Source organism: Amycolatopsis coloradensis (assembly GCF_001953865.1).
In the GTDB taxonomy this organism is placed as follows: Bacteria; Actinomycetota; Actinomycetes; order Mycobacteriales; family Pseudonocardiaceae; genus Amycolatopsis; species Amycolatopsis coloradensis.
Window position 1 is genome coordinate 234,914 of record NZ_MQUQ01000005.1, and the last position, 21,486, is coordinate 256,399.

Annotated in this window: 20 protein-coding genes and 1 pseudogene; 11 read left to right on the top strand and 10 right to left on the bottom strand. The window is 68.2% G+C overall.

What is annotated here, in order from left to right; genetic code table 11:
• Positions 1-98 precede the first annotated feature (98 nt).
• Positions 99-983 carry an endonuclease domain-containing protein gene (locus tag BS329_RS10670; RefSeq protein ID WP_143252967.1) on the top strand — a complete coding sequence of 295 codons (885 nt, stop codon included), beginning with the start codon at positions 99-101 and terminating at the stop codon, positions 981-983.
• Between the two features lie 4 nt (positions 984-987).
• Here BS329_RS10670 and BS329_RS10675 read toward each other — a convergent pair whose 3' ends face one another.
• On the bottom strand, positions 988-1,626 hold the full coding sequence (locus BS329_RS10675) for a TetR/AcrR family transcriptional regulator (RefSeq protein WP_076158776.1): 639 nt from the start codon (positions 1,624-1,626) through the stop codon (positions 988-990).
• An 81-nt stretch (positions 1,627-1,707) separates the two neighbouring features.
• On the opposite strand from BS329_RS10675, the gene BS329_RS10680 reads away from it, so the two are divergent.
• From BS329_RS10680 to BS329_RS10690, 3 genes are read left to right on the top strand one after another with little or no spacing between them, the layout of a single operon-like run.
• Positions 1,708-3,207 carry an MFS transporter gene (locus BS329_RS10680; protein WP_076158778.1) on the top strand — a complete coding sequence of 500 codons (1,500 nt, stop codon included), beginning with the start codon at positions 1,708-1,710 and terminating at the stop codon, positions 3,205-3,207.
• A 36-nt stretch (positions 3,208-3,243) separates the two neighbouring features.
• A complete protein-coding gene (locus BS329_RS10685; protein ID WP_076158781.1) occupies positions 3,244-4,938 on the top strand; it encodes an SDR family oxidoreductase in 1,695 nt (564 codons plus the stop codon).
• 23 nt (positions 4,939-4,961) lie between these two features.
• Positions 4,962-5,552 (top strand): TetR/AcrR family transcriptional regulator, encoded by a 591-nt coding sequence (locus BS329_RS10690; protein WP_076158784.1) that lies wholly within the window; start codon positions 4,962-4,964, stop codon positions 5,550-5,552.
• Between the two features lie 51 nt (positions 5,553-5,603).
• Here the strand turns inward: BS329_RS10690 and BS329_RS10695 are convergent, their stop codons facing one another.
• Positions 5,604-6,755, bottom strand: coding sequence for a citrate synthase 2 (locus BS329_RS10695; protein ID WP_076158787.1), 1,152 nt, complete (start codon positions 6,753-6,755; stop codon positions 5,604-5,606).
• A gap of 292 nt (positions 6,756-7,047) precedes the next feature.
• Between BS329_RS10695 and BS329_RS44465 the strand changes: the two are divergent.
• A pseudogene (locus BS329_RS44465) lies at positions 7,048-7,215 on the top strand (urease subunit gamma); the annotation flags it as partial.
• Between the two features lie 109 nt (positions 7,216-7,324).
• On the opposite strand, the gene BS329_RS10700 reads toward BS329_RS44465, so the two are convergent.
• Complete coding sequence (locus BS329_RS10700) at positions 7,325-8,416, bottom strand: lipase family protein (protein ID WP_076158790.1); 1,092 nt, start codon at positions 8,414-8,416, stop codon at positions 7,325-7,327.
• Between the two features lie 91 nt (positions 8,417-8,507).
• Between BS329_RS10700 and BS329_RS10705 the strand changes: the two genes are divergently transcribed.
• Positions 8,508-9,128 (top strand): TetR/AcrR family transcriptional regulator, encoded by a 621-nt coding sequence (locus BS329_RS10705; protein ID WP_076158793.1) that lies wholly within the window; start codon positions 8,508-8,510, stop codon positions 9,126-9,128.
• Positions 9,129-9,188: 60 nt separating this feature from the next.
• Here the strand turns inward: BS329_RS10705 and BS329_RS10710 are convergent, their stop codons facing one another.
• The 7 genes from BS329_RS10710 to BS329_RS10740 are packed head-to-tail and all read right to left on the bottom strand — an operon-like array spanning position 9,189 to position 16,002.
• Positions 9,189-9,782 carry a GTP-binding protein gene (locus tag BS329_RS10710; RefSeq protein ID WP_076158796.1) on the bottom strand — a complete coding sequence of 198 codons (594 nt, stop codon included), beginning with the start codon at positions 9,780-9,782 and terminating at the stop codon, positions 9,189-9,191.
• A complete protein-coding gene (locus tag BS329_RS10715) occupies positions 9,760-10,140 on the bottom strand; it encodes a DUF742 domain-containing protein (protein ID WP_076158799.1) in 381 nt (126 codons plus the stop codon). Before BS329_RS10715 ends, BS329_RS10710 begins: the two co-directional genes overlap by 23 nt.
• Before the next feature lie 19 nt (positions 10,141-10,159).
• A complete protein-coding gene (locus BS329_RS10720) occupies positions 10,160-10,585 on the bottom strand; it encodes a roadblock/LC7 domain-containing protein (protein ID WP_005156032.1) in 426 nt (141 codons plus the stop codon).
• Positions 10,582-13,254 (bottom strand): sensor histidine kinase, encoded by a 2,673-nt coding sequence (locus tag BS329_RS10725; RefSeq protein WP_076160149.1) that lies wholly within the window; start codon positions 13,252-13,254, stop codon positions 10,582-10,584. The genes BS329_RS10720 and BS329_RS10725 overlap by 4 nt, the downstream gene beginning before the upstream one ends.
• Positions 13,255-13,268: 14 nt before the next feature.
• Positions 13,269-14,045, bottom strand: coding sequence for an ABC transporter ATP-binding protein (locus BS329_RS10730; RefSeq protein WP_076160147.1), 777 nt, complete (start codon positions 14,043-14,045; stop codon positions 13,269-13,271).
• On the bottom strand, positions 14,042-15,001 hold the full coding sequence (locus tag BS329_RS10735) for an ABC transporter permease (RefSeq protein WP_076158802.1): 960 nt from the start codon (positions 14,999-15,001) through the stop codon (positions 14,042-14,044). The genes BS329_RS10730 and BS329_RS10735 overlap by 4 nt, the downstream gene beginning before the upstream one ends.
• Positions 14,998-16,002, bottom strand: coding sequence for an aliphatic sulfonate ABC transporter substrate-binding protein (locus BS329_RS10740; protein WP_084749563.1), 1,005 nt, complete (start codon positions 16,000-16,002; stop codon positions 14,998-15,000). Before BS329_RS10740 ends, BS329_RS10735 begins: the two co-directional genes overlap by 4 nt.
• A 391-nt stretch (positions 16,003-16,393) precedes the next feature.
• Here BS329_RS10740 and BS329_RS10745 point away from each other — a divergent pair, with 391 nt between their 5' ends.
• The 5 genes from BS329_RS10745 to BS329_RS10765 all read left to right on the top strand — a co-directional run bounded on the left by BS329_RS10745 (position 16,394) and on the right by BS329_RS10765 (position 21,482).
• A complete protein-coding gene (locus BS329_RS10745; RefSeq protein ID WP_076158808.1) occupies positions 16,394-16,765 on the top strand; it encodes a hypothetical protein in 372 nt (123 codons plus the stop codon).
• A gap of 536 nt (positions 16,766-17,301) precedes the next feature.
• Positions 17,302-17,988, top strand: a complete 687-nt coding sequence (gene pdxH, locus BS329_RS10750; protein ID WP_076158811.1) for a pyridoxamine 5'-phosphate oxidase — start codon at positions 17,302-17,304, stop codon at positions 17,986-17,988.
• 121 nt (positions 17,989-18,109) lie between these two features.
• On the top strand, positions 18,110-19,393 hold the full coding sequence (locus tag BS329_RS10755; protein ID WP_076158814.1) for an MFS transporter: 1,284 nt from the start codon (positions 18,110-18,112) through the stop codon (positions 19,391-19,393).
• 24 nt (positions 19,394-19,417) lie between these two features.
• Positions 19,418-20,002: a DUF3558 domain-containing protein gene (locus BS329_RS10760; RefSeq protein ID WP_076158817.1), complete on the top strand. Its 585-nt coding sequence runs from the start codon at positions 19,418-19,420 to the stop codon at positions 20,000-20,002.
• A 94-nt stretch (positions 20,003-20,096) separates the two neighbouring features.
• Positions 20,097-21,482: an APC family permease gene (locus tag BS329_RS10765; protein ID WP_076158819.1), complete on the top strand. Its 1,386-nt coding sequence runs from the start codon at positions 20,097-20,099 to the stop codon at positions 21,480-21,482.
• The last annotated feature ends 4 nt before the right edge of the window (positions 21,483-21,486 follow it).

Sequence of the window (21,486 nt, forward strand, 5' to 3'; positions counted from 1 at the left end):
GGAGCGGGTTGTGCACAGGCGAGGGGGGTTGTGGACAAGTGCGGCGAAGATGATCTTGGAACCGTGGTGATGGCCGGGGTTTGGGGCATCGTCGAGTCGTGTCCAGAAACCTCACCAGCGAGTTCTCCGGTCCCTTCCTCGGTAGCCATGCCGTCAGCGAAGGGGACCTCACTCGCGCCCAGCTCCGTTCAGGCCTGTACAACCGCCTGTTCCAGGATGTCTATGCCCCGGCGGGTATCCGCCAAGACCACGGGCTGCGGTGCAAGGCCGCGGCCCTCGTCGTGCCCGACGGCGCGGTGCTGACCGGTTGCTCTGCCGCGACGGTGCGCGGGTTCCCGTTCGCGCTCGCGGATGATCCTGTTGAATTCGTCGTGCCCGAGCAGGAGGGCTTTCACGGTCTGTGCGGAGCTCACCTCCGCCGCACCAGGCTCCTCGGCGAGGATTTCGAGCCGTGGCGCGATGGCCGGATCGCCACCCCTCTGCGCATGACGATGGACATCCTCACCAACACTCGCCTCCATCGCTCCTTCCCGCGGGTGGTCGGCTTCCTGGATGTCCTGCTCCGCGCGGGATTCGTCGACCGCGACGCGCTGGAGGGGTACCTACGATCCAGGCATGACCACGGCATTGTCCGGGCGCGCCAGGCGTTCGCCCTCTCGGATGGGCGAGCGGAGTCGATTCCGGAATCCGAGGTCAGGGTATGGCTGAACCTCCACGACATCGAGGCGGAGCCCCAGGTGGAGGTCTACCGGGACGATCATTTCCTCGGCCGTCTGGATCTCGCGATCCGGGAGGCGAAACTCGCCATCGAGTACGACGGCGCGTGGCACCTCGAAGGCGAGCAACCGCGCTTGGACGCCCGGCGGCGGGCACTCATCGAGGCGGAAGGATGGGAGTTCATCGTCATCACCAAGGAAGAGTTGTACGTCGACCCGAAGGCGATGGTCCACCGGGTGCGGGCAGCCCTCGCCGCCCGCGTTTAGTCCTCTAGTCGCGGTCCTTGCACGCGCAACTACCGCAACTAGAGGACGAATTGCGGGGGGTGGGCGTGAGGAGGGTGCGGATGGAGGTTTCCAGGGAAGGGACCAGGGCGGCCGGGTCGGCGGACGTGAGCATCCGGTTCGCGAAGCCGTCGGTCAGGGCGAGGACGGCGTCGGCCAGCTCGGAGGCCGCGAGGTCGTCACGGACGTGTCCCTCGGACTGGGCTTTCTCGAGGTACTGCGTCGTGAGCTCCTGTAGTTCGTCGTAGCCGGTGCGGAGGAACTCGGCCCACGACGGCAGAACGGCGGCCCGGGCGGTGAAGGCGTTGATCACGATCACCTCCGCGCGGCGCTGCTCGTCGAGGGGCATCGCCTCGATCAGCAGCCGCAGCAGCAAGTCCAGGAGATTCCCGGACTGATCGAGGGTGTTCCAGCGCTGCTCCAGGAACTCACTCGTCAGGTCGAGCGCGAAGCGGAACAGTTCTTCCTTGGTGGAGAAGTACTTCTGCACCGCACCCGCGGACACGCCTGCCTCGACGGCGACCGAGCGCACGCTGACCGCCTCGACGCCCTCGCGCGCGACGATGCGCAGGACGGCACCGGCGATCTCCCGGCGGCGCTCGGCACGATCCACGATTTTCGGCACGGCCGCATCCTACTTTTCGGCGGACTCCTTGCCCGGCTGGAGCCTTTGGAATACATTCGTATCCGAAAAGGGGGTACTGGGGTGGACGAAGTCGCGCAGAAACGGCGAGCGGAGGAGAACCGGCTCGCCGCCGCACTGGCCAGGGGGCCGGCGGAGGTCCTCGACTTCCTGCTGCCGTTGTGGGTGGGGAGTCAGCTCGGCGCTTCCGCCGCCGAGGTCGGAGCGCTCGCCGCGTTGGAGACGCTGGTGTCGTTCGTGGTCCGGCCGATCGCGGGCTCGCTCGCGGACCGGTTCGACCGAGGGCGGCTGGCGGCTGCCGGTGCGGTCCTTTATGGACTGTCCTTTGTGGCCTACGCATTGGCGCCCGGAATCGAGGTCGCTTATGGCGCGGCGGTTCTCGGGGGCACCGGAGGGGCGCTGTTCTGGGTCGCGTTGCGGGCCCGTGTGGGGGAAGGGCTCGAACGCGACGACGGCGCCTTCAGCAAGCTGTTCGCGGCCGAGGGCAGCGGCACGTGGATCGCGTTCGTGGTCGCGCTGACCGCGATCGCCTGGATCGACTACCGGGGCGTGTTCTGGCTGGGTGCGGCGGCCTGCGCGGTGGCCGCGGTGGTGCTGCTGAACGCCAAACCCGCGCCGGTGCGGGAAGAAAGCGCGCCACGGCTTCGGCAACTGGGCAGGCGGCTGCGACCGATGCTCGTCCTTGTCGCGCTCACCGCGATGGCCGAGGCCGGGGTCGCGCTCCTGCTCCTGATGCACCTCCAACGCGGGCACCGGCTGGGACTCGGCGAGATCGCCGCCGTGTTCATCCCCGGGTTCATCGTGTACAGCTTCCTGCCGGACCACCTCCACGGCTTCGTCCGCAAGGTCGGCCGGACGAGGGTGCTCGCCCTGGCGATGGTGGCGAGCGCGGCCTTCGCCGCAGGGTTGTCCTTCGCGCCGAACCCGATCGTGCTCGCGGTCATGTGGATCCTGTCCGCGGCGGCGTTCGCGGCGGCCATCCCGGTGGAGCAGGCGGTGGTCGCCGAAGCGGCCGGGCTCAGCCTCGGCCGGGCGATGGGGATCTACGAGAGCGCGGCGCTACTCGGAGCGACGATCGGGATGTTCTCGGCGGGCCTGTTCTACGGCTCGGACACCGGCTGGCGCATCGCGTGCTTCGGCGCGGCGGCGCTTCTGCTTTCCGGATCGTTCGTGGTCCGTGGCACCGTACGGCGGGTCGGAGTTGCGGAGTTTCCCGTGGAACCAGCGAAAACGGTGTCACAGAAGGAAGAACCGGCGCTCCGCATGATCGAGGAGGGATCACAAGAGGCCGAACCGGTGAAGGCCGATACGAACAAGCGCGCGAATCCGATCCGGAACTGGGCGATCCACGCGGGCGTCTATGTCCTCGCGCAGGCGGCGCTGGCGATGGCCGGATACAGCTGGCCGGTCGAGGCGGTGTTCGGCGGGCCGCACGACGCCGGCTGGTTCTGGAACTGGAGTGGTCACTGGTTGTTGAACCTCGGCCGGATCTGGACCTTCGTCTTCGTGCTCGACACGGTCTGGACGGCGGGCCGCGCGATGATGGGAAAGCGGCCTTATTGACATGTTGTCTAACATGACATCATGTCTCATACGTGGGTGACGGCCGGCGACGGTGTCCGCCTCTCGGTCCGGGTGACCGGTGTCGACGACGCGCCCACGGTGGTGCTCGTCCACGGATATCCGGACAACGGGTCGATGTGGGACGGTGTCGCCGCCCTGCTCGAATCCCGGTACCGGGTCGTCGTCTACGACGTCCGCGGCGCGGGTCGTTCGGACAAGCCTTCGGGACGCAAGTCCTACAAACTGGACCAGCTGTCCGATGACCTCGCCGCGGTCGTCGATGAAGTCCAGCCGCAGGGCAAGGTTCACCTGCTCGCGCACGACTGGGGCTCCATCCAGACCTGGCATTCCGTCACCGGCGACAGGCTGCGGGGACGGCTCGCGTCGTTCACGTCGATCTCCGGGCCGAGCCTCGACCACGCGGGAGCGTGGTTCCGCGCCCAGGTGCGCCCGAGCCCGAAGCGGCTCAAGAACGCGCTCGCCCAAGGAACACACTCGACGTACATCCTCGGCTTCCAGATTCCTTTGATACCGCAGCTGTTGTGGCGCACCGGCGCGATGGGCGCGCTCATCGGCCGGATGGACCCCGCCGCCGCGGCACCGTCTACTTCGGACGGCTTGTACGGGCTCAACCTCTACCGTGCCAACATGTTCACGCGCCTCTCCCGGCCGCGGCCCCTTAAGGCCGAGATCCCGGTGCAGGTGCTCGCGCCCACCGGCGACAAGTTCGTCACCACGCCGTTGCAGACCGAGATCGAGCGCTGGGCGCCGGACCTCCGGGTCCGCCGGATCGTCGGCACGCACTGGGTGGTCCGGGAAAAGCCGCGGGTGATCGCCGATGCCGCCGCCGAGCTGATCGATCACGTCGAAGGCGGCGAGGAAAGCCGCGCGCTGAAACGAGCCCGGCGCTCGGGTGGGTTCGCGGACAAGCTCGTCGTGGTCACCGGCGCCGGCAGCGGGATCGGCCGCGCGACCGCGCTCGCTTTCGCGGACAAGGGCGCCGACCTCGTCCTCACCGACATCAACGGTTCCGCCGCCGCGGACACCGCGAAACTCCTGCGGGACAAGGGCGCCACCGTCGGCGAGTACACAGTGGACTCTTCCGACGCCGAAGCGGTCGAGAAGTTCGCCGTGCGGGTCAAGGAAGAGTTCGGGGTTCCGGACATCGTCGTGAACAACGCGGGCATCGGCCTGTCCGGCCCGTTCCTCGACACGACGGTCAAGGACTGGGAACGCCTGATCGACGTGAACCTGTGGGGAGTCATCCACGGCTGTCGCGTCTTCGCCGAGCAGATGCGGGATCGCGCCGAAGGCGGCCAGATCGTCAACGTCGCCTCGGCCGCCGCCTACCTGCCGTCGAAGATCCTTTCCGCCTACGCCACCACGAAATCCGCCGTGCTGACGCTGAGCGTGTGCCTGCGCGCGGAGCTCGCCGCCGAGAACATCGGCGTCACCGCGATCTGCCCCGGCATCGTGAACACCAACATCACCAGCACCACCCGATTCGTGGGTGTCGACGACGTCGAGCAGAAGCGGCGCCAGAAGTCGAGCAGCAGGCTGTACGCGAAACGCGGTTTCGGCCCGGAGAAGGTCGCGCGCGACATCCTGCGCGCGGTCGAGAAGGACAAGGCGATCCAGCCGTCGACGCCGGAGGCCAAGGCCGCGCTCGTCCTGTCCCGGCTCACTCCAGGCCTGCTGCGGGCCGCGGCGAAACTGGACGTCACCCCGTGACATCCGCCAGGCGGCCCCGCCGGATGACAGCGGAGGCACGCCGAGAGGACCTGATCCGCGCCGCGCTGGACCTGTTCGGCTCACGCGCGCCCGAACTCGTCACGGTCGACGACATCATCGCCCGCGCCGAGGTCTCGCGACCACTGTTCTACCGGTACTTCTCCAGCCTGCGGGAACTGCAGGTGGAGGCGCTGAAAACGGTCACTGAAGGGCTCATCGACGGTCTCGCCGGACTAGACGAAGGCCCGCCCGAAACACGGCTGCGGGCCGCCGTCCGCGGACTGATCGACGTCGCCGACCACTACCGGGCGGGTTACGTCGCCTTGCTGCGCAGCGGTTCGGTGATCGCGACCTCGGAGACGGACGCGGCGATCGACGAGGTCCGCAACCGCGCCGTCGAGCTGATTCTCGACGCGCTGGGAGTGTCGGAGCCCTCGCCTATGCTCCTGCTGACCTTGCGCTGCTGGACAGCGGTGGTCGAGGGCGCCCTGTTGAGCTGGCTGCAGGAACGCGCCTTGTCCCGGGAGATACTCGACGGGTGGCTGGTCGATCAGCTCACGGCCATGCTCGCGACGACCGCTTCGCACGATTCCTCGGTCCCGCAGGTGTTATGAACGGACCTTTCATAACACTTTCTGTTATGAAAGGTCCGTTCATAACACGCGCTAGGACTGCTTCGCGACCAAGTCCCAGCCTTCGACGTCCTCCGGACGCCGCGGCTCGGGACCGACGTACTTCGCCGACGGACGCACGAGGCGGCCGGTCTTCTTCTGCTCCAGGATGTGCGCGGCCCAGCCCGCGGTCCGCGCCGAGCTGAACATCGCGGGCATCATGTGCGGCGGAACCTGGGCGAAGTCCAGGATCACGGCCGCCCAGAACTCGACGTTGGTCTCGATCGGGTGATCCGGACGCCGCTCGCGCAGCTCCTTCAGCGCGACCTGCTCCAGCTCCGCGGCCGCCTCGTAGCGCGACGCGCCGAGTTCCCGGCAGGTGCGGCGCAGCACGCGCGCCCGCGGGTCCTCCGCGCGGTACACGCGGTGCCCGAAGCCCATCATCCGTTCCTTGCGGTCCAGGATGCCCTTGACCAGGCCGACGGCGTCGCCGGTCTTCTCGACCTCTTCGATCATCGGCAGCACCCGCGCCGGCGCGCCGCCGTGCAGCGGGCCGGACATCGCGCCGATCGCGCCGGACAGTGCCGCGGCCACGTCGGCGCCGGTCGAGGCGATGACGCGGGCGGTGAAGGTCGAGGCGTTGAGGCCGTGCTCGGCGGCCGAGACCCAGTAGGCGTCGATGGCCTTGACGTGGGCCGGGTCGGGCTCGCCGCGCCAGCGGACCATGAACCGCTCGGTGATCGACTTCGCCTCGTCGACCCGGGTCTGCGGGACGGCGGGCTGCCCGATGCCGCGGGCGGACTGGGCGACGTAGGAAAGCGCCATCACCGAAGCGCGGGCCAGCTGGTCGCGGGCCTCCTCGTCGGTGATGTCGAGCAGCGGCCGGTAGCCCCAGATCGGGGCGAGCATGGCCAGCGCGGCCTGGACGTCGACCCGGACGTCACCGGTGTGCACGGGCAGCGGGAACGGCTCCGCGGGCGGTAGCCCGTGGCCGAACCGGCTGTCGACCAGAAGGCCCCAGACGTCACCGAAGGTCACCTTGCCGGCGAGGTCCTCGATGTCGACACCGCGATAGCGCAGCGCGCCACCGTCACGGTCGGGTTCGGCGATTTCGGTCCGGAAGGCGACAACGCCTTCGAGACCCGGTCGGAAACCGTCGTCGACCTGGTCGGACGGCTGATTGGTGCTGATCGTGGAGGCACTCACTGTGGTGAAACCTTTCGATGCGCATTCCCCGGCTTTGTGTTTCACGCGTGGACGGGATACACGCAGCGAAGGCGCGCCACATCGCACGGATGGACAAACTTTCCTCCACGTCGGGGCCAGGGGCAATCGAAAGATGTGGTGGTTTCGGTCACGATTACGAGAACGATTCAGTGAAAGTGGCCTTCGTACGCGAAGAGTTACGGTGACGTTCACTTTGCGTGCACCGGGTGCCGAGGTAAATCCTGCGTTTCGAGAACCGGCGCCGGGCGGTTTCCGGTGATAGACCTTTCTCATGCTCTTGAGTCTCTATGACCGGGACAAACTGCTCATCCCCGTCGCGGCGGACGTAGCTCGCAAACGGCCGAACTACCCAGAAGCGGTGGCGTTGATCACCGGCCACGTGCTCGAAGGCGCCTGCGTTGAAGCTGGCGATACTAAAGGTCCCTTGCTTCGCTCTGGAGTGGCTGGTGGGCTTGTGTGGCGACAGCACATGTCGCGAAAGCCACTTTCGAGACGTCAGATGTCCTGAAAGTGGCTTTCGCGACATGTCCGGTAGGACGCGAAGAGCGCTAGAACTTGGTGCCCAGCCAGGTCATCGCGACCGGGCCGCCCGTCGTGACGCCGCCGATGTGCTCCAGCAGCGGGAACTCCTGCCAGGTGACGTCGGCGCCGAGAGCGCGGTAGCGGTCGCGCAGGCCCTTGCCGACCGAAAGCGGGATCAGTTCGTCCAGCGACGCGTGGTACAGGTAGACCGGCGCGCCCGGTTTGGCCCTGCCTGCCAGGTTCTCGCCGAGCCGGGCCTGCCAGCGCGGGCCGGCCGAAACGTTCGGCACCGTCGTGAAGTCGTTGAGCCGCGCGAAAGGCGCCGCCGCGCCGAGTTCGACGGTGCACGCTTCCTTGACCTTCGCGACGGCCCTCTCGCCCTTCGCGTTGAGCACGTCGTCGAACGGCAGTTCCGGGTACGCCGTCGAGTAGCCGACAGCGGCGCCGAGCACCAGGCCGAACGCGGGACCGCCGTCGTTGAACTTCAGGACCGCGTTCAGATCCGCCGGGACACCGCCCTCCGCGACCCCGACCAGGTTGACGTCGGGCGCGTAGGAAGGTTGCAGTTCACCGGCGAACGCCGCGGCCTGGCCTCCTTGTGAGTAGCCGAAAACGCCGACCGGCCCGGTCTTGGACAGTTCGGCTTCGGGAACCCTGGCGGCCGCGCGGGCGGCGTCGAGTACAGCGCGGCCTTCGGACTGGCCGACGGCGTAGGTGTGTGTGCCCGGCGTGCCGAGGCCTTCGTAGTCGGTCACGACGACCGCCCAGCCGCGCGAAAGCGCTTGGCTCATCAGGAGGACTTCGTTCTCGGACCCGTTCATGAGCCGGTTCGACGGCGCGCAGCGATCGCCGAGGCCGTGGGTGCCGACGGCGTAGCTGATCAGCGGGCGCGCCCCCTTCGTCCACGGCGTGGGCGGGACCAGCAGAATGCCCGACACCGTGTTCGGCTGTCCTGTCGCCGAGGTCGAGCGGTAGGTGAGTTTCCAGGCCTTCGCCGGCGCGGTGGCGATGACCGGCTTGTAGTCGACCAGGTCCCCGGGGGCGCTCGGCGCGGCTTGCGCGGCGGGCGCGCCGAGCAGGGCGGCTGCGAGGGCTGAGACCAAAACTGTCCGAAGCACCGTTGCCTCCAGTTTGGTAATCGAGATTTTCGCAATGTAGGCGGTGTTGCTAGCATCTGGCAATCCCTGTTACCGAATCGGGGGAGGCCGAGTGGCCCGCACGTACGGCGGGGTCGGACCCGAGCAGCGGCGCGCCGAACGGCGTGAACGCCTGCTTGTGGCGGCCCTCGACCTGTTCACCTCGACGGGCTACCAGCAGGCGAAGATCACCGAGTTGTGCACGCGAGCCGGCGTCTCGACGCGGAACTTCTACGAGGAGTTCGAGAGCAAGGAACAGGTGCTGCTGACCCTGCACGAGCGCATCAACGCCCTCGCGCTCGAGCACGTCACCGGCATCCTGAAACGTCTGGAGGACGCCGACGCGGTCATCCGGATCGGGACCCTGCTGGACGTCTTCGTCAGCACCGTGACGTCGGATCCCCGGATGCCGCGGCTGAACTACGTCGAGGCGGTCGGTGTCAGCGCCGCTTTGGAGGCACAGCACCGGGAATGGGTCGACAGGTGGGCCGCGTTCATCGAAACCGAGGCCCGCCGCGCCGCCGCGCACGGCGTGGCGCCGGACCGCGATTACCGCCTGACGGCGATCGCGCTCGTCGGCGCGGCGACCGGGCTGCTGCGGGAATGGCAGGCGCACTCGCCGCCGTTGCCGGTCGCCGACGTCGCCGCCGAACTCCGGGCCCTGATGCTGGCCGCGATCACCCGGCCCGTCTGACCCCCCGCGTTTCGTCCTCTAGTCGCACACGCATGTACCGCAACTAGAGGACGAAACGCGTCAGGAGACGGCGGAAGCCCGGCGGAAGGTGTTGTGCAGGACGGCCAGCAGCGCGTCACGGACCGACAGCCGCTGCCGGGCGTCGAAGGTGATCAGCGGGACGTCTTCGCTCACCGCGAGCGCCCAGCGCACGTCCTCGAGATCGTGTTTGAGGGAACCGTCGAAGATGTTCACCCCGACCACGAACGGCAGTCCGGCCTTCTCGAAGTAGTCGACGGCCGGATAGCAGTCGTCGAGCCGCCGGGTGTCGACGATGACGAGCGCGCCCAAGGCACCCAGCACGAGGTCGTGCCACATGAACCCGAACCGGTCCTGCCCCGGCGTGCCGAAGAGGTACAGTTTCACCTCTTCGTCGATGGTGATGCAGCCGAAGTCCAGCGCCACCGTGGTGGTGGTCTTCGACGGCACCTCCCCGCCCGTGCCGTCGACGGCCGCGCCGGTCGAGGTCATGGCCGCCTCGGTGGTGAGCGGTTTGATCTCCGAGATCGCCCCGACGGTGGTCGTCTTGCCGACGCCGAACCCGCCCGCGATGACGATCTTGACCGGGGTCGGCGGTTTGGCCGCCACCGGTTCAGCGAATTGCTTCGAGTCCACGAATGACCCTTTCGATCATGCCGAGGTCCTGGGTGAAGGCTCCGGCCGGGCGCCGGAGCACCACATAGCCGAGCGCGGCGAGGTCCGCCACGAGCACCCTGGCCACGCCGATGTGCAGGCCGAGCATCGCCGCCACTTCGGCGACGGATTTCGTTTCCCGGCAAAGGGAAACGATCTCCCGTCGTTCGAAGGTCAGCCTCGCCTGCGACGCCGCGCCGAGCCTGCTGGTGAGCACCTGCGCTTCTATTTCGAGCGTGCCGTCTACCGGCTGCGCACGGCCGGCGGTGAGCAGATACGGGCGCAGCGGCGAGATGCCCTGTTCGCCGCCGCGGGGCCGGGGTACCTGATCGTCGCTCATTCCCTATCCCCTCGTCATTTCAGCTGCCGACGCTCTTCTTGAGTTCCTCGATCAGCGCGGGGGTGAGCACCTCGGTGGCCCGGTTGGCGAACATCGCCATCTCGTAGGCGATCGTGCCGAGGCTGGCCTGCTTCGTGGCGAGCACGCCGAGCGAACAGCCGATGCTGATCGTGCAGACCAGCAGGTAGCCCTGCTCCAGCTCGATGATGATCTTGTCGGGTGAACCGAGCGGGTGGCTCTCGGAGACACCGTGTGCCAGGCCGAGCATCGCCGAGCAGATCGCGGCCAGCCGGTCGGCGTTGGCGCGTTCCAGTTCGGACGACATCGCGATCAGCAGGCCATCGGCCGACACGGCGATCGCGCCCATCGCACTCGCCGTGTTCTGTGCGAAGCGCGTCACCAACCAGTTGAAGTTCCGGGCTTCGACGCTGACTCCGGTCGTCATCTCTTGCTCTTCTCTCTCTGTTCCATCTCCGGGTTGACGGCTTTCTCCAACCCGTCACTGAAGGCGTCGAACGCGGCACGTTCGGCCTCGGGGTCACGCATGCCCTTGGGCTTGGCGGTGTTCAGGGCGGCCCGCGCGGTCTGGTGCCGTGCGGCCGGTCCTTTCGACAGGCCCGGTGCCAGCTGGGCACCGGGGACCCGCCGGGTGAGGCCGCCGCGGGAGGCGGCGGGCACGGGGGTCGGGGTCGGCATGGGCATCGGGTTGCCCGCCGGTGGGCTCACCGGGGGTGGCGGGGCTTGCGGCGGCACCGATTCTGCTGGCCCCCCGGTGGCCTTCGCGAGTCCTGCCTCGAAACCGTCGAAGGCCGCTTTGGCCGCTTCTGGATCATGCCTTGACTTCTGCCGCGACGGTGCCTCGGGGGCACCGGGAAGCTGCGCGCCCTTGACCCGGCGCCGCAGCCCGCCGCGGGTCTCCCCGGAATCGGCGACCGGTGCCGGCGCGGGAGGCTCGTAAACGGGCAGTGGCACGGGCGGCGGGGTGGGTTCTGGCATCGGCGTCGGCTCCGGGAGTTCCTGGTCGGTCTTGCGGAACCACCGGAAGTCCTTGGGGCGCTGGCCGTCGCGCGGGATCATCCCGGTGATCGCCAGCGTCGGCAGCTCGCGCCCGGACGCCTTCTCCCGGGGCTGGGGCGAGGACTGCCTCGGGGCGGGTTCGTCGCCCGGTTCCGCGGTCGGCCACGCCGGTGGCGGAACGGACTTCCGCACGGGCTGCCGATAGGTCAGCAGATTCGGCGGCACGGCGATCCGCGCGGTGATGCCGGCACCCGGCTCGGTCTCGGTCAGCTCGACCTTGAGCCCGTGCCGCCGCGCGAGCCGCCCGACCACGAACAGGCCGAGCACACTGGTCGGCGCCAGTTCGAGCCGCTCGCGTTCGACCAGCCGCCGGTTCTCCTCGGCGAGCCGTTCGGCGGTCATGCCGATGCCCTGGTCCACGATCACGATCAGGCAGGAGCCGTCGGGGAGGATCTTCGTGCCGACGTCCACAAAGGACTCCGGCGGGGAGAACGACGTCGCGTTCTCCAGCAGCTCGGCGAAGATCAGCACCAGATCCGAACCGAACGGCGACGACAGCAGGACGTCGCCCATCGAGCCCAGCCGGACCCGCTGGTAGTCCTCGATCTCCGCGAGCGCCGAACGCAACGCCGTCGACAGCTCGATCGGCCCGGAAATCCTCGCCTCGTCGCGGTTTCCCGAAACGACGAGGAGGTTGTCCGCGTTCCGGCGCAACCGGGTGGAGAGGTGGTCGAGCCGGTAGAGGCTCGCCAGCAGGGCGACGTCCTGTTCGTTGCGCTCCAGTTCGTCGACCAGCGCCAGCTGCCTGCCCACCAGGTTCTGCGTCCGCTTCGCGACGTTGGCGAACATCAGGCCGACGTTGCGCCGCGTGACGGCCTGCCGTTCCACCAGTTCGGCCGCGGTGGCCTGTACCCGGTTGAACGCCTCGGCCAGTTTCCCGAGTTCGTCCTGGGAGGACACGTCGATGGTGGCCAGTCGTGGCGCGAGTTCTTCGGCCTGCTCGGTGTCGGTGACGCGGACCAGTTCGGTGCTCGCGAGGTCCGCGACCGACGTCGCCGCCGTGGTCAGCTTCCGCAGCGGATCCGCGATCGACCGGCTGACCGCGATCGCGAGACCACCGACCAGCAGGAACAGCACCCCGGCGCCGGCGCCGATCGTCCACGCCAGGTTCTGCGCGGCGTCGGCTCGCGCGGTCGCCGCGTCGGCGATGCCGGTGGTGACCGTGTCCTGTGCGAGCCGCCGCTGGTTCGACTGGGCCTCGACGGCGCCGAGGATGTCCGGCAGCAACGCTTGCACGGCCTGCTGGCCCCTGGTCTCCGGGAGCTTGGCTTCCAGCGCGTCGACCCGGCGGCCCGTCTCACCCTGTTCCACCGCGACGACCTGCGTCGCCTGGGCGACATCGGCCTGCTGCACGAACCGTTCGAGGAACAGCGACGATTGCTGCTTCGCGTCGTCCAGCACCGGTTCACCGGAATCGGGGGTGATCGCCACGATGATCAGCGCCACCCCGCGCAGCGAGTTCTCCTCGTTCGCGCGCAGCAGCGCGTCGAGCGCCGTCAGCTGCCGGGTGCCCTCCGCGTCACTGGTCTGCTGCGGGACGAGCCGCAGCGAGTTGATCACCGAGTCGATCACCGCGTGATACGTCCGCGCCACGCTGTCGAGCGAGGCGCCGCGCCGGAGCGCGTTCTCCCGGATCTCGTTCAGCGACCCGATCCGCACCAGTGCGGCCGCGAGTTCTTCCGGCGCGTCGGCGCTCAGCTGCGAACGCACCTGGTTCACCGTGTCCGCGACGACGCCTTGCTGCTTCTGCATCGCCGTGCTGCTCGCCGACGAAGACGCGATGTAGTGCGCCGTCAGCAGCCGTTCCCGTTGCAGTTCCCACGCCAGCGTGCCGAGGGCGCGGGCCTGTGACGCGACGTCGGCGGTGGTGCGGGCGGACCGGGCGTCGTCGATCTCCCCGGCGACGTAAGGCACCGACACCAGGACCACGGCGGTCAGCGGCAACATCAGGAGCAGGTTGAGCTTGCCCCGGATGCCGAGTCTGCCGAGCAACCCGGAACGCGGGGTGCGTTCCGGCCGGGTCTTCCCGTGCCTCATGATCACCTTTCTTCTCAGCCCCGCCCGAGGTGCCCGCGGTGCTGCTCCCGGACGAGGTCTTCGATGGACGCGCGCAACGCGAGGAACTCGGGCGCGCGTTTGACCGCGAGGTCACGTTCGCCGGGCAGGTCGACCACGATGTCGGCGGCCACCCGGCCGGGGTCCGAGGCCAGCACCACGACGCGCCGTCCGAGGAACACGGCCTCTTCGACGTCGTGGGTCACCATCAGCACCGTGGTGCCGGTGTCGGTCCAGATCCGGCGGATCAGGACCTGCATGTCCTCTTTGGTCTGGACGTCCAGCGCGCCGAAAGGTTCGTCCAGCAGCAGCACGTCGGGCTCGCACACCAGCGCCCGCGCGATCGCGACCCGCTGCTTCTGGCCGCCGGAAAGCTGTTTGGGCAACGACTTCCGCAACCCGTCGAGCCCGGTCTCTTCGAGATACCAGTCGATCCGGCGCGCGCGTTCGGCCTTGTCGATGCCGAGCAGTTCGAGTCCGAACGCGACGTTGCTCTCCACCGTGCGCCACGGGTACAGCGCCCCGTGCTGGAACACCAGCCCGCGATCGGGGCCCGGTCCGGTCACGGCGTCGCCGTCGAGGGTGATCAGGCCCTCGGTCGGTTCGGCCAGCCCGGCGATCAGCGAAAGCAGGGTCGACTTGCCGGACCCGCTCGCGCCGACCACGCAGACGAAGTCGCCGCGCGCGACGTCGAGGTCGATCCCGTCGAGGGCCCGGGTTGTCTTGCCTCGAACGGTGTAGTCCTTGGCGACGGCCTTCAGCTCAAGCGTCACGCCGCCCACTTCCCGACCCTGGACCGCAGCTGCCGCAGTGCGACGTCGATGACCAGGCCGAGGAGGCCGATCACGATCAGCAGCGCGAAGATCCGGTCGGTCTGGGTGAACCGCTGTGCCCGCATGATCCGCAGGCCGAGCCCGGCGGTGGCGTTGATCAATTCGGCGACCACCACGAAGTTCCACGCGGCGGCGGCGTTGACGCGGGTCGCGTCGATCATGCCGGGCAGCGCGTGCGGGACGATCACCTTGCGCAGGACCTCGCCGCGCCGCGCGCCGAGCGTGTACGACACGTCGATCAGCGAACGCGGCACCCCGCGGACGGCGTCGGCCGTCATCAGCGTGTTGAAGAAGACCGTGCCGAGGAACAGCACCGCGACCTTCGACGGCTCGCCGAGGCCGAGCCAGATCATCAGCAGCGGGATGAACGCGCTCGCCGGAAGGTAGCGCAGCATCGCGATGACCGGTTCGAACAGCGCCAGCCCGGCGTTGAACGTCCCCATCACGATGCCGAGCGGGATCGAGACGATCACCGCGAGCCCGAAACCGAGCAGTACCCGCTGGGTGGTGGCCCAGAGATCGCTGAACAGTTCGCCGGACTCGATCATCTTGAGCAGCGCGTCGAACACCGCGACCGGGGTCGGCAGGAACGTCGGCTTGATGGTGCCCAGCGCGTTCAGCGTCACCCAGATCAGCAGCGGGATCGCGAACGAGGCCACCGCCAGCGTCCACCGCCAGCGCGCGGGGATCGGTGTCCGGAGCGAGAACAGCGGGGAGGCGTTCGGCTTGAGGCCCGCCCGGCGGGGCAGCGGCGACCAGTCCGGTCGCGCGCCGCCCCGGCGACGGTCTTCCTGCGCTTCGGCGAGCCGCTGCTCGTCGTCGAGAAGCCGCGCTTCGGCCTCGTCAGCGGCGTCCGTCCGCTGAGCGGCCTGCCTCGCCGCGTCCGTGGTGCTCACTTCACCGCCTTGACGTACTGGTCGTCGAACAGCCCGTCGAAGTTCGGCCGGTTCTGGGCGAGGCCGTTGGAGATGATGAAGTCGGCGATCCTGCCCGCCTGGAAGTTCAGGTGGGCGGGGGTGACGCCGGGGGTGAACGCGTCGAGGTTCTGCTGCTTGGTGAAGATCGTGGTGCCCGCGTCGTAACTCTTGTACTCCTCGATCGACACGGCGCCGCGTTTCGCCATGATCCGCACGGCCTCGTCCCGGTTCTGCTTGATCCAGTCGATCGTCTGGAACCAGGTGGTCACCAGTGCCTGGACCTCCTTCTTGCGCTCCTTCGACATCTGCTCGGAGACGACAAGGTGGTCGGGGATGGCGCCGGGGAACTCGGCGGAAGTCGCGATCGCGCGGCTGCCCGGGCGCTCGAGCGCTTTCGAGGTGAAGGGTGCGAAGGCGGCGACGGCGTCGACCTGCTCGCCGACGAACGCGGCCGCGGCGGCGTCGGTCAGCAGCGGGACCAGTTCGACGTCCTTCTCGGTCAGCTTCGCCTCTTGCAGTGCGAGCAGCAGGAGGTAGTGGTCGACGGTGCCCTGCTCGACGGCGACCTTCTTGCCCTTGAGGTCGGCGACGCCGGTGATCCCCTGCCGGGCGATGATCTTGTCGTTGCCGGTCGAGTTGTCGTTGACCAGGACGACCGACAGCTTCGCGCCACCGCTGACCGAGGCGAGCGTGTCGTTGAGGGTCTGGCTGTTCGCGTCGATCGCGCCGGAGGAGAGCGCGTTGATGCTCTCGGTGTAGCTGTCGAACCACTTCAGGTCGACAGTCACGCCGTTCTTCTCGAAGAGGCCTTTCTCCTGGGCCACCGCCCACGGGAACCAGCCCGGCCACGCGCTGTAACCGATGGTGACCTTGGCGCCGGAAGCGGCCGTGCTGTCGGAACAGGCCGAAAGGGCCGTCACACCAGCCAGCGAAAGTGCACACAACAACGCCGTCATGACACGGCGGGAACGGGAAATCACAACGCACTCCTGGGGAAGGGGAGTAACAAGGTCGTAGAAAGTTCCGGCGGCTCGAGCGCAGGAGTGATCGACCGGTGTCGTGCCCCCTCGCGGGAGTCCGGCCGGCAATAGCGGATGGAGCGACCGCACACCCGGCCATCCCCTCCGAAACCTCTGAACACACTGGATAGAGGTGATCACCCCGTTGCCCTCGGCGGCGATCCTATCGAGTGGCGCAAGGCCTACCTAGTGTGATCATCAGCTCTTGCCCGAATTCCTGTCACATTCTGCTAACCGGATGCCGCTCGCCCCTTCGGGCGGCGTCTCGGCAGGTGGGCAACCCCGGGTGCGGCGGCGTGCGTCCTCCGGGTGGCGGGTGAAAATTTCGCCGGTCTTCGGGAGGGAGCAGAGGATGAAGATTCGTTCGGCCGCGCTGTGTGCCGCGGCGGCGGCGTTGGTGGCCACGGTGCTCGGAGCGGGACAGGCGAACGCGACCAGACCGTCCAGTTTGGTCCTTGCCCCGGCCGCGATCGTCGCAGGTGGGACGGTCATCGCGGATATCTACTGCCTGCGCCCGTCAGGGGCGGGCGAACTCGCGACGACACTCACCGCCGACGGTCTCGCCGCGCCGATTCCCCTGCGGGTGGTGGGAGACGGCGGCACCGGCGGCATCGGTGTCGCGTTGCGGGGCGACGGTCCGGTAGGGACAGTGCCGGGCCGGTACACGGCGTCGTACGACTGCTGGGGCTGGATCGTCCGCGCGGAGTTCGTCGTCACGAACTGACAGCGCGACACCGGGGAAGCGAAGGCCGATTTCGGGATTTCGACCGTCCCGGGAGTGGCCTTCGCCGTGTTCTCCCGCTCACGGTCTAGGCGCATCTCGTGGCTATGTGTCGCGAGGATAATTTCTATCGTCCGACAGAATTAGACCGGATCCTCGTGCGGCGCGAGTGGGTGATGGGCCGAATGTCGTAATCAATTATCCGGAATCGCGGAAGAAAAGGGGCGGGGAATTGCGGGAGGGCCGTCGATTTTCGAAGAACAAGTTCGTGTGAACTGGTGGAGTCGTGAGTGGCGAGGACGGTGGGAGCCGCGAACGCCCCTGTAGCTCACTTCAAGCCGCCAGGACCGACCTTGATCGATCAGGGGCCGGCAGGTGAGCAGAAGGTGACGGCTTGCGGTCCGGCGGTTGCACACCGATGATCGGCGAGGGGTGTCCGGTGTCACCGTTCAGTGGGTTTCGCCGCCGCCTTCCAGGCAATACCGTCGGCGGCAAAGCCGAAGTCACAGATGCCCTGACCGGGTACGGAGGTTTGGCGGATGATGCCGGAGATCAAAGATGGCGCTGTCGGCGGAGACGACGCCGTCGTACGCCTGCCCGGGATGCGGGTCGCCTACGAAGGCGCGGCCTTCGACGAGTCCGCGCTGGCGGAGACCTGGACCGTCCAGCTGCAAGACTGGCTGAACCAGGCCGTCTCCGCGGGGATCGCCGAACCGAACGCGATGGTGCTGGCCACGGCCGATCCGGAGGGCAGGCCGTCCTCCCGCACCGTCTTGTGCAAGGGCCTCGACGAGCGCGGCGTCGTGTTCTACACGAACTACACGTCCACGAAGAGCCACGACCTCACGGCGACGCGCTACGCGTCGGTCACTTTCCCGTGGTACGCCCTGCAACGCCAGGTCCACGTGCGCGGCGAGGTCGAGAAGGTCAACGTCGCCGAGACCGCCGAGTACTGGGCCTCCCGCCCGCGGGGCTCGCAGCTCGGCGCCTGGGCTTCGCCGCAGTCCCGCGTCGTCGACGGCCGCCGCGCCCTCGAGACCGCGCTTCACGGCATCGAGCGCCGCTTCGCCGACGTCGAGAACATCCCGTTCCCGCCGCACTGGGGCGGATGGCGCATCCGGCCCGACTACGTCGAATTCTGGCAGGGCCGTGAGGACCGCATGCACGACCGGCTCCGCTACGTCCGCAACGACGACGGCTGGCGAATCGAGCGCGTCGCGCCGTAGCTCTACTCGCGTGAAGGCCCCCCTTTTCTCGGCTCAGCCGAGGGAAGGGGGCCTTCACGCGCCAGCCGGGTGACGTAAATCGCGCGCGGTTGGTTAGTTAGCGCGGCTAAGCTACCGGGTTGTGGGTGACGACGTGGGGGTTGAACAGCGTAAGGGTGTCCGCAAGCTGTTCGGCTCGATCGTCGTCGACACCCGGCCGCTCAAGATCCCCGCGTTCCGCCGTCTCTGGCTGTCCACCGCGGTCACCGCCGTCGGCAGCCAGCTCACCGCCGTCGCGGTCCCCAAACAGGTCTTCGACCTCACCGGTTCGTCGGCCTACGTCGGCCTGACCGGTCTGGTCGCCCTGATCCCGCTGCTCGTCTTCGGCCTCTGGGGCGGCGCGATCGCGGACGCCGTCGATCGCCGCAAACTCCTGCTCGTCACCAACGTCGGGGTCACCGCCACCTCGGGGGTCCTGTGGCTCCAGGCGTTCCTGAACATCGGCTCGGTCTGGCTCGTCCTCGCCCTGCTGGCGGTCAACCAGGCGTTCTTCGCGATCAACATGCCGACCCGCGGCGCCGTCGTCGCGCGGCTGGTGCCGGACAACCTGATCGCGCCCGCGACCGCGCTGAGCAGCACGATGGCCACCTTCGGCGCGGTCTTCGGCCCGCTGCTCGCGGGTTCGCTGATCCCGATCCTCGGCCTCTCGACGCTCTACCTGATCGACGTCATCGCGCTGACCCTGACCCTCGTAGCGGTCTGGAAGCTGCCCCCCATCCCGCCGCTCGGTGAGATCGCGCGCCGCGCCGGGATCCGCGACATCATCGACGGCTTCAAGTACCTGGCGACGCAGAAGATCCTGCTGGCCTCGTTCCTCGTCGACATCATCGCGATGGTCGCGGGCATGCCGCGCGCGCTGATCCCGGAGATGGCCGAGCGCACCTTCGGCGACCCGCCCGGCGGCGGCCCGGCGCTGGGCTGGCTCTACGCCGCGCTCCCGGCGGGCGCGATGCTGATCGGCCTCTTCTCCGGCTGGCTGACGAAAATCCAGAAGCAGGGTGTCGGCGTGATCGTCTCGATCTGCGTCTGGGGTGGGGCGATCGTCGGCTTCGGGCTCGCGAATTCGCTGTGGCTCGCGGTCTTCTTCATGGCGCTCGCCGGGGCCGCCGACATGGTCAGCGCGATCTACCGGATGTCGATCCTCCAGGTCGCCACCACCGACGAGATGCGCGGCCGGCTCCAGGGCGTGTTCACCGTGGTCGTCGCGGGCGGCCCGCGGATCGCCGACCTCACTCACGGCTGGGCCGCCGCCGGGGTCGGCACGGCCGCCGCGGCCTCCGGCGGCGGGGTGCTGGTCATCGTGCTGGTCATCGCGGCGGCGTTCCTGATCCCGTCCTTCCGGCGGTACCGGGCCCCGGTGGGCTGACCGGCCGGGGCTATCGTCGGGCCCATGCGTATTTCACGGGCGATCATCCTGTTCGCCGCTGTCATCGCGACCGTCACCGCCTGCTCGTCCGGGGACCAGAAATCGGACGACGCGGCCAAGCCGTCGAGCCAGGCTCCCGCTCCCTCCGCCGCGCCGAGTTCCTCGGCCGTGCCCACCGGTGGCACCGGTGCGAAGGAGCCGTGCGCGCTGTTGCCCGCCGAGGCCGTCGGGAAAGCGGTTTCCCTCGAAGGTGTGACGTCGGCGCCGGGACCGGTACAGGACAACGCCGCCAACGGCGGCAAGGCCAAGAGTTGCGTCTACTCGGCGGCCGGCAAACAGATCGGCGCGCTCGCGGTGACCCGCTTCGAGGGCAACAAGATCAAGCCCGCGGAAATGGTCGCGGCGTTGAAGAAGGCGAAGCCGGGCGCGAAGGACGTCGCCGGTGTCGGCGAGGGCGCGCTCTACTACGTCGACGAGAACAAGACCGCGACGCTGGCCGCGGCCGAACTCGTGAGCGACGTTCCGGTGCTGGTCAACTACACCGGGCCGACGAAGATGACCCAGGAGATGATGACGCCGCTGGTGAAGACCGCGGTCGACGCCAACTGACCGATTTACCAGATCCGCGCTTCGCCAACCCGTGACGAAGAACTGACCAAACCGGACTGTCGGCCACACAGGTGATGCGGCACACTCTTGCCGCATGGCGGACACGACGACAACAGAACAGACCGGTCCGGCCGGTCAACCGAGCCTCAACCGGGTCATGGGTTCCAAGCTCCTGCTGTTCTTCGTGGTGGGGGACATCATCGGGACGGGCGTCTACGCGCTCACCGGGCAGGTCGCCGGCCGGGTGGGCGGGGCGCTGTGGCTGCCGTTCCTGATCGCGTTCGTGGTCGCGATCATGACCGCGTTCAGTTATCTGGAACTGGTCGGCAAGTACCCGCAGGCGGCGGGTGCGGCGCTGTACACGCACAAGGCGTTCAAGATCCGCTTCCTCACCTTCATGGTGGCGTTCGCGGTGATGTGCTCGGGGATCACGTCGGCCTCGTCCGCGGCGAAGGCCTTCGGAGACACCTATCTCGCCGAGTTCATCACCGCGCCGATGCCGCTGGTGGCGATCCTGTTCGTGATCGGCCTCGCGCTGATCAACTTCCGCGGGGTCTCCGAATCGGTGAAGACCAACGTGGTGCTGACCTGCATCGAGATCGGCGGCCTGCTGATCATCATCGGGGTCGGCGTGTGGGCGGTGCTGAACGGCAACGGGGACGCGTCGCGGCTGGTCGAGTTCGACACCGAGAACCAGACGATGCTGGTGGCGATCACCTCGGCGACCTCGCTGGCGTTCTTCGCGATGGTCGGCTTCGAGGACTCGGTGAACATGGCCGAGGAGTGCAAGGACCCGATCCGGATCTTTCCGAAGGCGATGCTGTGGGGCATGGTCATCGCCGCGACCATCTACATCCTGGTCTCCGTCACCTCTTCGCTGCTGGTGCCCGCCGACGAACTGGAGGCCGCCAAGAGCAGCGCGCTGCTGAAGGTGCTCGACGTCGGCGCCCCCGGATTCCCGCGTGAGGTCTTCTCCGCGATCGGTCTCTTCGCGGTCATCAACTCCGCGCTGATCAACATGCTGATGGCCAGCCGCCTGCTCTACGGCATGGCGAACCAGCGGATCATCCCGAAGCAGCTGGGCACGGTGCACCCGTTCCGCCGCAGCCCGTGGGTGGCGATCGTGTTCACCAGCGTCATCGCCATCGGCCTTGTGTCCTTTGTGGACATCAGCGTGCTCGGCGGTACGACGGCGTTGCTGCTGCTGGGGGTGTTCGCCATCGTCAACGTCGCGGTACTGGTGCTGCGCAAGGAGAAGTCGGCGCACAAGCATTTCCGCGCGCCGACGATCATCCCGGTGCTGGCCGCGATCTTCTGTGTCTACCTGGTGACCCCGTTGTCCGGGCGGCCCGCCCGTGACTACAAGGTAGCGGCGATCCTGCTCGGCGTCGGCATCGTGTTGTGGGGGATCAACTGGCTGGTCATGCGGGCGACGCACCGCGAGGAGGACCGGCAGCCCCTCGAGCCGCCGATCGGCTGACCTG

Coding starts and splice junctions, on each gene's coding strand:
- BS329_RS10690 (WP_076158784.1), top strand. CDS start 4,962: ATGACAGCGGAGGCACGCCGAGAGGACCTGATCCGCGCCGCGCTGGAC.
- BS329_RS10715 (WP_076158799.1), bottom strand. CDS start 10,140: ATGAGCGACGATCAGGTACCCCGGCCCCGCGGCGGCGAACAGGGCATC.
- BS329_RS10720 (WP_005156032.1), bottom strand. CDS start 10,585: ATGACGACCGGAGTCAGCGTCGAAGCCCGGAACTTCAACTGGTTGGTG.
- BS329_RS10725 (WP_076160149.1), bottom strand. CDS start 13,254: ATGAGGCACGGGAAGACCCGGCCGGAACGCACCCCGCGTTCCGGGTTG.
- BS329_RS10745 (WP_076158808.1), top strand. CDS start 16,394: ATGAAGATTCGTTCGGCCGCGCTGTGTGCCGCGGCGGCGGCGTTGGTG.
- pdxH (WP_076158811.1), top strand. CDS start 17,302: ATGATGCCGGAGATCAAAGATGGCGCTGTCGGCGGAGACGACGCCGTC.
- BS329_RS10760 (WP_076158817.1), top strand. CDS start 19,418: ATGCGTATTTCACGGGCGATCATCCTGTTCGCCGCTGTCATCGCGACC.
- BS329_RS10765 (WP_076158819.1), top strand. CDS start 20,097: ATGGCGGACACGACGACAACAGAACAGACCGGTCCGGCCGGTCAACCG.